Below are 13,738 nucleotides of genomic sequence, written 5' to 3' on the forward strand. Positions count from 1 at the left end.
ACGTAACGGTAGATTTCCGCCATGCAGCGTGTGGCGGCCGTCGTCCCGCGGGTGGCGCAGGCCGTCATCGCGATCGTGACGATCGGGTTCTTCTTCGGCGGGTTCGTCGGGATCGTGACGTCGGACCTGGCGCCGTCCCGGCGCGTCGCGCCGCTGCTGCTGCTCGCCGCGCTGCTCGCGCTGCACCTGCGCAACTGCGTGCGGCGGCTGGACGGCGGCCGTCCCGCCGGGTGGCCGTGGACCCTCGCCGCGCAGGCCGTCCTGACGTTCGTCCCGATGATCTGGTACTCGTCGACCTGGTACGGCAACGTCGGGTTCCTCTGCGGCGCGGTGCTGCTGCTCGTCCGGCCCGCGTGGCTCGCCTGGGCCGGGTTCGGCGCGGTGCTCGCCGCCGACCTGCCGCTGACACTGGCCGAGCGGCCGACGCTCGCCGAGGCCCTGTACTTCCTCATCGGGCAGGCCGCGTTCGTCGGCGTCGCCGTCTACGGCATGGCGCGCCTGGCCGACCTGGTGGCCGCGCTGGAGGAGACCCTCCAGGTGCTGCCCGCGGCGCGGGTCACCCGGGAGCGGCTCGCGTTCACCCGGCGGCTGCAGGAGAACATCGGCGTCGCGCTGGCCGGGACCATCGAGCGCGGCGAGCACGCGCTGACGCTGATCGGGCGGCGCCCGGAAGAGGCGCGCGGCCTGCTGGACGACGGGGTGCGCGGCGCGCGGACGGCCCTCGCCACGACCCGCCGCGTCGCCCACGAGTACCTCGCCCGGCTGGACGAGCCGGCCGACCCCGCGCGCGCCCGGACCGTCGCCGGGGACCTCACCTCCCGGACGGTCACGCTGCTCGGCGCCGCGACGCTCGGGCTGATGATCGTCCCGTTCCCGCTGCGGTTCCTGGCGCGCGGCGGCCACGGCGGGTGGGCGGCCGTGCCGTTCGTGCTGCTGCTCGCCGTCTACACCGCGCTGTACGTGTACGGGTGCCTGTGGGCGTATCGGCGTCCGCTGAGCATGGTGCAGCGGTACGGGGTCCTCGGCGGGCTGGTCGTCCTGACGTTCGCGCCGATGCCGTTCTACGGGCCGACGACCTGGGCCGTGCTGCCGTTCCTGCCGGGCGCGGCCGCGGTGCTGCTGGGGCGGCGGCTGCGGTGGCCGGTCGCCGCAGTGCTGGTCTGCCAGGACGTCCCGTTCGCCATCTGGGGCACCGCGCATTGGGGCACCGTCTACTTCGTGGTGTGGACGGCCGAACGCGCGGCCCTGGTCTACGGCCTGGCGCGGATGGCGGAGTTCACCACGGCGCTGCAGGACGCGCGCGACGAGATGGCCGCCGCGGCGGTCGCGCAGGAGCGGCTGCGCTTCTCCCGGGACTTGCACGACCTGCTCGGATACAGCCTGTCCACGGTCGTGGTGAAGAACGAGGTGGCCGCGCGGCTGCTCGCGGACCGGCCGGAGGAGGCGCGCGCCCAGCTCGCCGAGGCGATCGGGATGTCCCGCCAGGCGCTGGACGACCTGACCGGCGTCACCAGCGGCTTCCGGGACATGTCGGTCGCCGCGGAGGCCGGCGCGGCGCGGACGACGCTCGCCGCGGTCGGCATCGAGGTCGCGCACGCGGTGGACGTCCCGGACCTGCCGGCGGACCTGGACACCGTCCTCGCGACCGTGCTGCGCGAGGGCGTCACCAACATCCTGCGGCACAGCCGGGCCGCCCGCTGCTCGATCGAGGCGGCCGTCATCGACGGCGTCGCGCGACTGCGGCTGACCAACGACGGCGTGGACGGCCCGCCCGCCGCCCCCGCCGTCCCCGCGAAGGAGGGCAGGCCCGGCGGCATCGGGCTGCCCAGCCTGGGGGAGCGGGTCGCGGCCCGCGGCGGCGTGCTGACGGCGGAACGGACCGACGGCGGCTTCGTCCTCAGCGTGCAGGCACCGGTGCGCGCGGAGCTGGCGGCCGAGGCCGCCGCACGCTGAAGCCGCCACACGGTGAAGCCGCCGCACCCTCGCGTCCGGGGTGCGGCGGCCTCAGCGGCCTTCAGGCGCGGGTCAGTACAGCTTGCGCTCCTGCCGCGGCAGGACCACGTTCGACGGCCCGTGCCAGGCGGCCTTCGGCGCGGGGACGTCGAGTGCGCTCATCCCGTCCCGCCCGGCGACGACCGGGAAGCGGATCGAGCTGGCCGACAGGTCCACGGTGACCGTGGCGCCGGTGGGCGTCTCGGTGTTGTTGTCGGCGTCGGTCCCGGCGAGGACCAGCGCGAGCCGGTGGCCCTTCTTGAGCATGTACTCCTGGCTGAGCGTCTGCCAGCGGATGCCGTAGTACTTACCGGGCTTCACCGGCTTCGGGTCGCTCAGCGACGAGGCGTTCTGCACGTCGAGCCAGCCGCGCCCGACCACGTTCACGTCCGAGGTGACCGTGGAGACCTTCGTCTGCTTGTAGCAGGCGTCGTCGGCCGGGATGCTCTCGCCGTGGCAGTCCTCGGTGTTCAGCGTCGTGATGCCCGAGCCGTCGCCGAGGTAGTCGACGCGGGTGTCGGTGCCGTAGTCGACGAGCAGCGCGGTCACGTTCGACGTCGGCTTGTCCAGCTTGACCGACAGCCGCACGTCCGGGGTGCCGGACAGCCGCCCCGCCCGCTGCAGCGGGCCCGACGTGAACGCGAGGCGGAACGGCTTCGCGGTGGTCGGGTCGGACACCATGTCGCCCTCGGTGTAGCCCGCGTTCTGCGGTCCGGCGGCGTCGGTGAACGACGCGGACGTGCCCTTCGGGGCGCGCTGCTCACCGAGCGAGCCGTCCGCGCGGGGCCGCAGGACGGTCGTCCGCGCGTCCTTCGCCGGCCAGTCCGCCTGCTTGATCCACTGGTCCGGGCCGACCTCGATGTCGGCGCGCGGCTGCTTCAGCACGTCGTTGGGGACCTTCATCAGCTCGTGGTCGAACCACTGGTGCAGCGTGTTCACCCAGTCGTCGCGGCGGATGTCGAACGGGTCGACGTGCCCGCGCTGGTGCAGCCACACCTTGCGGGTGATGCCGCGCTGCGCGAGCGCCTCCCACCACTGCGCGAACTGCTTGTCCTTGACGTTCAGGTCGTTGACGCCCTGGACGGCGAAGATGCTCGCGTGCACGGCACCGACGTGCGTGACCGATCCGCGCAGGTAGTTCGTCGTCTTCCAGTACGCGTTGTAGTCGCCGGTCGCGTCGTCCTCGCCCTTGTCGAGGCCGGCGTTGACGGCGGCGCACTTGGCGGGCGGGTCGGTATCGACGACGTCGGCGAGGCCCGGCTGCTCGTCCGTCCAGTACTTCACGCCGTTCATGCGGCTGTAGTCGTACCAGCTGCTGATCGCGGAGATCGGGACGATCGTGTCGAGGCCCCGCACGCCGGTCGCCGCGACGCCGTTGGCGAGCGTCCCGTCGTAGGACTTGCCGATCATGCCGGTGTGGCCGGTCGTCCAGGTCGCCTTGACCGGCGTGCCGTCCGCCTTGAACGCCTTCGCGCGTCCGTTGAGCCAGTCGACGACGGCCTTGCCGCCGAGGACGTCGGACGGGCCGCCGCTGACGGGGCAGCCGTCGGAGCGGGTCGTCCCGTCCATGTCGACGGCGAGGAACGCGTAGCCGCGCGGCACGAAGTAGTTGTCGTAGAACAGCGGGAACTTCACCGGGTTCCCGTTGGCGTCGTAGGTCTTCTTCTCGCTCTCGTTGCCGCGCCCGAGGTTGTCGTAGTACGGGCTCTCGTCCATGATGACCGGCACCTTGAGGCCCTGCTGGGTCTCCTTGGGCCGGATGATGTCGACATTGATGCGGTCCGGCTTGCCGTCCCGGTCGCTGTCCACGCTCGACTGGACGTACACGTGCTCGCGGATCGCGTCCTTGTAGGAGAAGACGGGCTGCGTGACGCCGTCCTTCACCACGATCTTGGGGACGGTCCGGGCCAAGGCCGTCGCGCCGCCGCCCGCGGCGCCGCCGGCGGCGGCGACCGCCGCACCGGTGAGCACGGCGAGCGTCGCCGCCCGCCGGGTCCGTCTCAGGGATCGCCTGGCCAACCCGCACCTCCGGGAGATGAGCACATGATCTCTACGGGGGCACACGTTCCTCGCGGATCGGCACCGCGTAAAGGGCGCCGCTTCGGCGAACTCCCGCCTCATTTGGTCACAAACTGCCCTTGCGGCGCGGTGGCCGGGGCGTCCGGCGGGTCCCGGACGCCCCGGCCCGCGCGTCACCCGGCCTTCGCCCGGTTCACCGCGGCCAGCACCGCCTGCACGGACGCGGTGAGCACCGACGTGTCGCGCCCCGCGCCCCAGCACGTCACCCCGTCGACGCGGCACTCGGCATAGGCGACCGCGGGGGAGTCGTGGCCTGATTCGGTCGAGTGCTCGACGTACTGCAGCACGTCCACCTTCACTCCGGCGGCCGCCAGCGCGTCCGCGAGCGCCGCCAGCGGACCGTTGCCCGAGCCGGTGTACTCGCGCTCGCCGCCGTCCACGCGCAGCACGCCGGTGAAGTCGTGCCGGCCGGGGCCGGTGTGCGACGTCCGCCAGCCGGTGAGCTCGACCGGTCCCGTCCGGCCGACGTACTCGGCGCGGAACAGCTCCCACAGCTCGGCGGCGGTGATCTCCTCGCCGCTGCCGTCCGTGGCCTGCTGGACGACCCGGGAGAACTCGATCTGCAGGCGCCGCGGCAGCTCCAGCCCGTACCCGGTGCGCAGCAGGTAGGCGATGCCGCCCTTGCCGGACTGGCTGTTCACCCGGATGACCGCCTCGTAGCCGCGTCCGACGTCGGCCGGGTCGATCGGCAGGTACGGGACCTCCCACGGCGCATCCTCCGCCGGGACGCCCAGCTCCGCGGCCCGCGCCGCGTGATGCGCCATGCCCTTGGAGATCGCGTCCTGGTGGGTGCCGGAGAACGCGGTGTACACCAGGTCGCCGCCGTACGGGTGGCGCTCGTGGACGGGCAGCCGGTTGCAGTGCTCGACCGTGCGGCGGATCTCGTCGATGTCGGCGAAGTCGACGCACGGGTCGACGCCCTGCGCGTGCAGGTTCAGCGCGAGCGTGACCAGGTCGACGTTCCCGGTCCGCTCGCCGTTGCCGAACAGGCAGCCCTCGACCCGCTGCGCGCCCGCCAGCACCGCCAGCTCCGCGCACGCCACGCCCGTCCCGCGGTCGTTGTGCGGATGCACCGACAGGATCACCGCGTCCCGGCGGGCCAGGTTGCGGTGCATGAACTCGATCTGGTCGGCGTACACGTTCGGCGTCGCGATCTCCACGGTCGCCGGCAGGTTCAGGATCACCGGACGGTCGGGGGAGGCGTCCCACAGCTCCGTGACCGCGTCGCACACCTCCAGCGCGTACTCCGGCTCGGTGAAGTTGAACGTCTCGGGCGAGAACTCGAACCGCACGCCCGGCCGGTCCCCGGCGAGGCGCGCGACGTCGGCCGCCCCGTCCAGGATCAGCCTGCGCACGCCGTCGCGGTCCTCCCGCAGCACGACGTCGCGCCACGCCGGCCCCGTCGCGGTGTACAGGTGGACGACGGCGCGCGGCATGCCCTCGATGGACGCGAACGTCCGCTCGATCAGTTCGCGGCGCGCGGGCGTGAACACGACCGGCGTCACGTCGTCGGGGACGGCGCCGGACGTGGCCAGATGCCGGACGAAGTCGAAGTCGGTCTGGCTCGCCGACGGGTAGCCGACCTCGACCTCCTTGAACCCCATGGTCACGAAGAGGTCGAACATCCTTCGCTTGCGCGCCGGGTCCATCGGCTCGGCCAGCGCCTGGTTGCCGTCGCGCAGGTCGACCGGCACCCACAGCGGCGCCCGCTCGATCCGCCGCGACGGCCAGGTCCGCTCGATCTCGGGCACGGGCGACGGCACCCGGTCGTACGCGGCCCGGTAGCGGTGCGACGGCATGGCGCTGCCGCGCTGCGGGTTCCAGAAGGGCGCGCCCGGCCCGGCGGGGCCGGACGGGGTGCGCAGGGTGGGGAAGGTGGTGGCGGTGGGCTCGTTCAAGGCTCGTCCTCGCTGATCGCCGGAACGACCGGCAGCATCGGACCCCGCGGCGGGGTGCCGGTCGGATCAGGCCCCGCCGCGGCGGCCGAGAAGGAGGGCCTGCCACGCCATGCCGCTCACTGTAGCCACACCTCAGCTCCTCAGACAAGCTGAGTTCCTGCGGAGGCGCTAGCGTAGGGACCGCCGACCAGAAGGGGAGACCACCGCATGCCGCTCGGCCCGCTCCGCCGCAGCCCGCTCGTCGAGCAGGCCGCCCAGCGGCTCCGCGACCAGATCGCCGACGGCTCCTGGCCGGTCGGCACCCGGCTCCCCGGCGAGACCACGCTCGCCAGGGAGCTCGGCGTCGGCCGCTCCACCGTCCGCGAGGCGCTGCGCGCCCTCGCCGGCGCCGGACTCGTCCGGGCCCGCCAGGGCGCCGGCGTCTTCGTCACCGCGACCGAACCCGGCGAGGACTTCACCACCCGGCTCCGCCGCGCCTCCGTCACCGACGTCTACGAGATCCGGATGATGATCGAGGTCCGCGCCACCGAGCTGGCCGCCGAGCGCCGCACCGACGCCGACCTCGCCGCGCTCGACGCCGCCCTCGCCGCCCGCGACGAGGCGTTCGCCGGCCCGTCCCTGGAGTCCTTCCTCGACGCCGACATCGCCCTGCACGCCGCGGTGATCGCCGCCGCGCACAACCCCGTCCTGGTCGACCTGCACGCCGAGTTCGTCCCGGTGCTGCGCGCCGGCCTCCTCGACCTGGTCACCCTGGTCGACGTCCGCGCGTCCGACGAGACCCACGGCCGCGCCGCGCACGCCGCCCTCGTCGAGGCGATCCGCGACCGCGACCCCGCCGCCGCGGGCCGCATCATCACCACCGAACTGGCCCAGACCCTCACCCGCCTGCGAGGCTCCCGCTGAGCAGCGGCGGCAGGTCGCCGTCGTGGACGATCGTCAGGCGGCGGGTCGGGCGGGTCAGCGCGACGTACAGGTCCTGGCCGCCCTTCGGCGACTCGGCGAGGACGCCCGCCGGGTCGACGACGACGACCGAGTCGAACTCCAGGCCCTTGGCCTCCTCGGCGGTCAGCACGACGGCGGGGGAGTCGAGGGCCTCGGGGGTCGCGCCGACGGCGGCGTCCGGCAGGACCCCCAGGACGGCCGCGTGCCGGGCCGCCGAGGTGATGACCGCGAGCCGGCCCTCGGCGCCGCCGCCGATCCCGGCCAGCTCGTCGCGGACGAGCGCCGGGAGGCCCGCGACGGGCAGCGCCACCGCGCGGGGCGGCGGGCCGTCGTCGCGGACGGGCTCGGGCGGCGTCTGGTCCGGGGCGACGGCGGCCAGCACGTCGGAGGCGACCCGCATGATGGCGGCGGGCGTGCGGTAGTTGACCATCAGGCGCTGCTCGCGCCACCGGCCCGGGACGTACCGGTCGAGCATCTGGCCCCAGGACGCGGCGCCCGCCGCGCTGCCGGTCTGCGCGATGTCGCCGACGACCGTCAGGGACCGGGTCGGGACGCGCCGCATCACCGCACGCCACGCCATCTCCGACAGCTCCTGCGCCTCGTCCACGATGACATGGCCGTACGCCCACTGGCGGTCGGCCATGGCGCGCTGCGCGGTGGTGAGCGGCGGGCCGCCGTCGCCGTGCCGCTCGGCCAGCTCGCTCGCGGAGATCAGGTCGGCGATCGGGATCATGTTGGTGCCGCCGGTCGACTCCATGACCTCGGCGGCGTACCGCGCCTCCTCCGCCCGGGCCGCGTCGGCGGCGCGCCGACGGGCCCGCTCGGCGGAGTCGTCCTCGCCGAGGTGCTCGGCGGCCTCGTCCAGGAGGGGGACGTCCGAGACCGTCCACGCGGAACCGGGCGGCCGGTGCAGGAGATCGCAGCCGGGAAGGGCGACCTGCTCGCCGAGGCGCGCCAGGACGTCGGGTGAGGCGTAGAGGTCGGCCAGGAGCTGCTCCGGCGTCAGCTCGGGCCACAGCTCGTCGAGGGCCTTGCGGACGGCCGGGTCCTGCCAGAGGGCCTCCTTGGCCAGGCGGAGGTCGGTCTCGTCCAGGAGGGGTTCGTCCTCGGCCTCGTCGATGAGCTCCTGGAGCCACTTCGGCATCTCGCCGGAGCCGGCGAGCTGCTCCAGCGGCTCGTCCATGATGCGCTCGTACTGCTCGGCCCGGTTGGTCGCGAGGGCTTCGAGCATGTCGTGGACGAAGCGGCGCCGCTGCACGTTGTGGGGGAGGCGCATACCGCGGGCCCGGTCCCGGATCTCCTCGCACGTCCCGGCGTCCACGACGAGGGTGAGGCCGTCGGCGTCGACGCGCAGGCCGTCCGAGGGCGTGCGCTGCCGCTCGCGGACCGCCGCCATGACGACGTCGGCCATGCGGAGGTCGCCCTTCAGGACCGCGACCTCGGGGGCGTCCCGCGCGGTCGCCTTGAGGCCCGGGTAGAGCTCGCCGACGGTGGCCAGGGCGACGTCGGTCTCGCCGAGGCCCGGCAGCACCTGCTCGATGTAGCGCAGGAACGTCGCGTTCGGGCCGACGACGAGCACCCCGCGCCGTTCGAGGACGTCCCGGTGCGTGTAGAGCAGGTACGCGGCGCGGTGCAGCGCGGCGACCGTCTTGCCGGTGCCCGGCCCGCCCTGCACGACGAGCACGCCCTGCAGCGCCGAGCGGATGACCTGGTCCTGCTCCTCCTGGATGGTCGCGACGACGTCGCTCATCCGGCCCGTCCGGCCGCGGCGGAGCGTGGCGAGCAGCGCCGCCTCGCCGACGATGCCGCGCCGCTCGGCCTCGTCCAGCCCCTCCAGGTCGAACACCTCGTCGTCCAGCCGGGCGACCTCCCGGTGCCGCAGGTGCAGGTGGCGGCGGCGGGCGAGGGTGCCGGGCGCCCCCGGGGTCGCGGTGTAGAACGGGCGGGCCGCCGCCGCCCGCCAGTCGATCAGCATCGGCTCGCGGTCGGCGTCGCGCAGCCCGATCCGGCCGATGTAGAACGTGTCGCCGGGACCGTCGGCATCGGCGCGGTGGTCGATGCGGCCGAAGCACAGGCCGTGCTCGACGCCGGCGAGCCTGGCGAGCCGGCGCGCCGCCTCCTCGGTCGCGACGGCGCTCTCCACCCTGGCCTGGAAGACGTTCCCGCCGCCCGCGGCCGGCCCCTCGCGCAGCGCCGCCTCGGCGCTGCCGCGCTCCTCGTCGAGCCGCTCGTAGACGCGGGTCACGTACGCCTGCTCGGCGCGCAAGGCGGTGCGGCGCGCCTCCTCGGCCGCGGCGGGCTTGACAGATGCTGCTTGACGACGCCCCATGCTTCGGCTACACTCCTATACATAGGATGGGTTTGTTGTGCGCAATTCGTAAGTCGCCACCCTACCATCGGTTCCGCGTACCGTGCACCGGACGCGTGAAAAGATCACCCCCGTTGCGGTGGACGTCACCCGCGCGGTGCCCTCAGGTCACCGGCCACGGTGAGGATTTCCGGCGATCGCTGCCGGAACCCCCGAAAGGTCACCGCCCCCATGGCCGAACTCGCACGCCCCCTGAGCAGGAGATCCGTCCTCGTCGCCGGCGGCCTCGCGGCCGGCGCCCTCGCCCTCCCCGCCACCGCCCACGCCGCCCCCCGCCCGCGCGCCGCCGCGCCCGGCGACCCGTTCACCCTCGGCGTCGCATCCGGCGACCCCGCCCCCGACGGCTTCGTCCTGTGGACGCGGCTCGCCCTCGACCCGCACGCCGAGGACGGGCTCGGCGGCATGCCGTCCAAGCCCGTCCAGGTGAAGTGGGAGGTCGCCGCCGACGAGCGGTTCCGGCGGATCGAACGGCGCGGCACCGCCACCGCCCGTCCCGACGCCGCGCACTCCGTCCACGTCGAGCTGAAGGGCCTGCGGCACGGGCGCGACTACTGGTACCGCTTCCGCGCCGGCGCCCACGTCTCGCCGGTCGGCCGCGCCCTCACCGCCCCGCGCCCCGACTCGTTCGGACCCGCCCTGACCATGGCGTTCGTCTCCTGCGCCCAGTACGAGCACGGTTGGTTCACCTCGTACCGGCGGCTCGCCGAGGACCACCCCGACCTCGTCCTGCACCTCGGCGACTACCAGTACGAGTACAAGAAGGGCGTCTACAACAGCCCGGGCGGCAACATCCGCGACCACGACGGCCCCGAGACCGTCACCCTGGCGAACTACCGGCAGCGGCACGCCCAGTACAAGGCCGACACCGACCTGCAGGCCGCGCACGCCGCCGCCCCCTGGCTCGTCGTCTTCGACGACCACGAGGTCGAGAACAACTGGGCCGGCTACATCCCCGAAGAGGGCTCCGACACCCCGACCTACGAGGCGTTCCGCGCTCGCCGCGCCGCCGCGTTCCAGGCGTACTACGAGAACATGCCGCTGCGCCGCTCCTCGATCCCGCACGGCCCCGACATCCAGATCTACCGGCGCGTCCGGTGGGGCAGGCTCGCCAACTTCCACATGCTCGACACCCGCCAGTTCCGCGACGACCAGGGCTGCGGCGACGGCTACAAGGACTGCCCCGAGGCGACCGACCCCAAGCGCAGCATCACCGGGGACCGGCAGGAGAGGTGGCTTCTCGACGGCTTCCGCCGCTCCAGCGCCCGCTGGGACGTCATCGGCCAGCAGGTGTTCTTCGCCCAGCGCGACAACACCGCCGGACCCGTCAAGAAGACCTCGATGGACGCCTGGGACGGCTACGCCGCCTCCCGCGACCGCATCACCAAGGGCTGGGTGGACGCCGGCGTCCGCAACCCCGTCGTGCTCACCGGCGACGTCCACGCGCACTGGGCGAGCGACCTCAAGGCGGACTACGACGACCCGGACTCGGCCACGGTCGGCTCCGAACTGGTGTGCTCGTCCATCAGCACCACCGGCGACGGAGCCGACTCCGACCCCGCGAGCCAGCCCTTCCTCAAGATCAACCCGCACCTGAAGTTCTATAACAACCAGCGCGGATACGTGCTGACGAAGATCGGCAAGGGGGAGATGAAGGCCGACTTCAGGACGGTCGCGTCCGTGCGGGCGCAGGGCTCACCGGTGTCGACCAAGGCGACCTTCGTCATCGAGGACCGCGTCCCCGGCGTGCACCAGACCTACCTGCGCCCCTACGCCGCCCCGAAGATGGCCGCGCAGTCGGAGCAGTCGCTCATCGACCAGACCATCCGCAACGAGACCCAGCCCTGAGTCGCGGCGGCCGGGCCCCGCGCCGGTTCACCGGTCGGCGCGGGGGCTGGTCGCCGGGCCGTTGAAAATGTCGTCCAGGTCGTAGGCCACCGGAACCTCCAGCTGCTCGTAGGTGCAGGAGCGGGGGGTGCGGTCGGGGCGCCAGTTGCGGAACCGGGCGGTGTGCCGGAACCGGTTGCCCTCCATCGCCTCGTACGCCACCTCGACGACCAGGTCGGGACGGAGCGCCACCCAGCTCAGGTCCTTCTTGCCGGTCCAGCGCGAGACGGCGCCGGGCATCCGGTCGGCCGTCGCCTCGGACTGCTGGGCCCACTCCGCCCACGGATGGCCGGACAGGTCCTCCATCCGGTACGGCTGGAGCTCCTCGACCAGCTCCGCGCGGCGCTTCATGGTGAACGAGGCCGCCACGCCCACGTGCTGCAGGTTGCCGTCGGAGTTGTAGAGGCCGAGCAGCAGCGACCCGACGATCGGCCCGGACTTGTGCCAGCGGAACCCGGCCACCACGCAGTCGCACGTGCGCTCGTGCTTGACCTTGAACAGGACCCGCTTGTCGGGCTGGTACACGGTGTCGCGCGGCTTGGCGATCACCCCGTCGAGCCCGGCGCCCTCGAACTCCTCGAACCAGCGCAGCGCCAGCTCGTAGGAGTCGGACGCGGGCGTCACGTGGATCGGCGCCTTCGCGCCCGCCAGCGTCTCGACCAGCCGCCGGCGGCGCTCGCCGAGCGGCGTCTCCAGCAGCGACTCGTCGCCGAGCGCGAGCAGGTCGAAGGCGACGAACGAGGCGGGCGTCTGCTCCGACAGCAGCTTGATCCGCGACGCGGCCGGGTGGATGCGCTGCTGCAGGGCGTCGAAGTCCAGGCGGGTGCCGCGCGGCAGGACGATCTCGCCGTCCACCACGCAGCGCTCGGGCAGCTCCCGCTTCACCGCCTCGACCACCTCGGGGAAGTAGCGGGTCAGCGGCTTCTCGCCCCGGCTGGACAGCTCGACCTCGTCGCCGTCGCGGAAGACGATGCACCGGAAGCCGTCCCATTTCGGCTCGTAGAGGACGTCGCCCTGCGGCATGGTCTTGACGGCCTTGGCCAGCATCGGCGGCAGCGGCGGGCTGATCGGCAGGTCCATGCCCACCATCTTGCGCCCCGGGACCGACAAAACGGAGCACCGGGGGCTCGATAACCTGCAGGTCATGCGCCGCCTGCTGCCCGCACCCACCGTCGAGGCCGTCGACCCGTACGAGGCGTACGGGGACGCGCCCGGCCTGCGGCTCGGCATGGTGATGAGCGCGGACGGCTCGGTCACCGACGCCGAGGGCTGGACGGACGGCCTCGGCGGCGACGCCGACTTCCGGGTGTTCCGGACGCTCCGGGCACTGGCCGACGCCATCCTCGTCGGCGCCGCGACCGCCCGCACGGGACGGCTCGGACCGGCGCGCCTGCGCCCCGATCTGCGCGCGCGCAGGGGAGCACCGCCCGCGCCCATCGTCGTGGTGAGCCGCTCGCTCGACCTCGACTGGACGCTGCCGCTGTTCACCGAGGCCGAGACTCCCACGATCGTGGTGACGTCGCGACGTGCGCGCGACCGGGTCCCGGCGGGGATCCGGGTCGTCGCGGCGGGAGCCGACGAGGTCGACCTTCCCGAGGCCGTCCGGGTGCTGCGCGAGGAGTTCGGCCACGAGCATCTGCTCTGCGAGGGTGGGCCGGCATTGGCCACCGCGCTCATCCGGGCGTCGCTGGTGGACGAGCTGTGCCTCAACATCGCGCCCGCGCTCCTCGGCAGCCCGCGCCACACGCGGCTGCTCGGCGTTCTCGACGCGGAGGTGCCCGTGGAACCGGCGGCCCTCTACCTGGACGAGGGCGTCCTTTTCATCCGTTACCGGCTGCGCGCGTAGCGGAGGAACAGGAAGTCGTCCTCCTCCAGCGCGTGCGCGAGGCGGAACTCCGGCGGGACGGGCACCGGCGGGCCGTTCAGGATCCGCGCCGGATGCCCGGCGAGCAGCATCGGGCTCAGCGTCAGGCACAGCTCGTCGAGCAGCCCGGCCGCGACGATCTGCGCCAGCACCCCGGGGCCGCCCTCGCACAGCAGCCGCCGGAACCCGCGCGACGCCAGCTCCCGGACGGCCGTGCCGAAGTCGAGCGAGTCCTCGCCCGCGATGATGACGTCCGCGCGCTCCTGCGCCAGGCGCAGCCGCTCGGGGTCGGCGGTCGCGGTGGCCAGCACGATCGTCGGGACGGCGGCCTCGGTGAAGATCGGCGCGTCGAAGTCCAGGTCGAGGGTGCGGGAGACGACCGCGAGCGGCGGTACCGGGGGCCGCCCGTCGCGGACCGCGCCCCAGCTCTCGCGCGGCTTCACCGGCCCGTAGCCTTCGGCGCGGACCGTCTGGGCGCCGACGATCACCACGTCGGCGAGGCCGCGCAGCAGCAGGAACAGCTCCTGGTCGGCGGCGTTGCCGAGCCCGCCGCTGCGCTCGTCGCGCTGCGCCGCCCCGTCCAGGCTGGCGACCATGTTGGCGCGCAGCCACGTCCCCTCGCCCGGCGGGTAGGCGTAGCGCTCGGCGAGGTCGACGGGCTCGGAGGAGGGCGTCAGGGTCCGCATAGAAGTCACAAGTTACTGCACCGCG

At 73.5% G+C, this 13,738-nt stretch carries 9 protein-coding genes; 4 read left to right on the forward strand and 5 right to left on the reverse strand.

The genetic code is table 11. The annotated features are described in order from the left end of the window. The first annotated feature begins 21 nt into the window (after nucleotides 1–21). The gene (locus J4709_RS32585; protein ID WP_208246472.1) at nucleotides 22–1,953 is read left to right on the forward strand and encodes a sensor histidine kinase; all 1,932 of its coding nucleotides are present in this window, start codon (nucleotides 22–24) and stop codon (nucleotides 1,951–1,953) included. 72 nt (nucleotides 1,954–2,025) lie between these two features. On the opposite strand, the gene J4709_RS32590 is transcribed toward J4709_RS32585, so the two are convergent. Both J4709_RS32590 and leuA read right to left on the reverse strand, forming a co-directional pair. Then, nucleotides 2,026–4,011 (reverse strand): Xaa-Pro dipeptidyl-peptidase, encoded by a 1,986-nt coding sequence (locus J4709_RS32590; RefSeq protein WP_208246474.1) that lies wholly within the window; start codon nucleotides 4,009–4,011, stop codon nucleotides 2,026–2,028. 173 nt (nucleotides 4,012–4,184) lie between these two features. Beyond that, nucleotides 4,185–5,870, reverse strand: coding sequence for a 2-isopropylmalate synthase (leuA, locus tag J4709_RS32595; protein WP_208246661.1), 1,686 nt, complete (start codon nucleotides 5,868–5,870; stop codon nucleotides 4,185–4,187). Nucleotides 5,871–6,176: 306 nt separating this feature from the next. Here leuA and J4709_RS32600 point away from each other — a divergent pair, with 306 nt between their 5' ends. Further along, nucleotides 6,177–6,872 (forward strand): FadR/GntR family transcriptional regulator, encoded by a 696-nt coding sequence (locus J4709_RS32600; RefSeq protein WP_208246476.1) that lies wholly within the window; start codon nucleotides 6,177–6,179, stop codon nucleotides 6,870–6,872. Here the strand turns inward: J4709_RS32600 and J4709_RS32605 are convergent. Next, a complete protein-coding gene (locus tag J4709_RS32605) occupies nucleotides 6,847–9,240 on the reverse strand; it encodes a HelD family protein (protein WP_208246477.1) in 2,394 nt (797 codons plus the stop codon). The two genes, J4709_RS32600 and J4709_RS32605, sit on opposite strands and share 26 nt — an antisense overlap. A gap of 210 nt (nucleotides 9,241–9,450) precedes the next feature. Here J4709_RS32605 and J4709_RS32610 point away from each other — a divergent pair, with 210 nt between their 5' ends. Next, the gene (locus J4709_RS32610) at nucleotides 9,451–11,124 is read left to right on the forward strand and encodes an alkaline phosphatase D family protein (protein ID WP_208246478.1); all 1,674 of its coding nucleotides are present in this window, start codon (nucleotides 9,451–9,453) and stop codon (nucleotides 11,122–11,124) included. Nucleotides 11,125–11,151: 27 nt separating this feature from the next. On the opposite strand, the gene J4709_RS32615 is transcribed toward J4709_RS32610, so the two are convergent. Further along, a complete protein-coding gene (locus J4709_RS32615; RefSeq protein ID WP_208246480.1) occupies nucleotides 11,152–12,243 on the reverse strand; it encodes an ATP-dependent DNA ligase in 1,092 nt (363 codons plus the stop codon). Between the two features lie 64 nt (nucleotides 12,244–12,307). Here J4709_RS32615 and J4709_RS32620 point away from each other — a divergent pair, with 64 nt between their 5' ends. Next, a complete protein-coding gene (locus tag J4709_RS32620) occupies nucleotides 12,308–13,009 on the forward strand; it encodes a dihydrofolate reductase family protein (protein WP_208246482.1) in 702 nt (233 codons plus the stop codon). On the opposite strand, the gene J4709_RS32625 is transcribed toward J4709_RS32620, so the two are convergent. After that, nucleotides 12,991–13,713, reverse strand: a complete 723-nt coding sequence (locus J4709_RS32625; RefSeq protein ID WP_208246484.1) for a pyrimidine reductase family protein — start codon at nucleotides 13,711–13,713, stop codon at nucleotides 12,991–12,993. The genes J4709_RS32620 and J4709_RS32625 overlap by 19 nt on opposite strands. Nucleotides 13,714–13,738: the final 25 nt, after the last annotated feature.

This window comes from Actinomadura violacea (assembly GCF_017573465.1).
GTDB lineage: Bacteria > Actinomycetota > Actinomycetes > Streptosporangiales > Streptosporangiaceae > Spirillospora > Spirillospora violacea.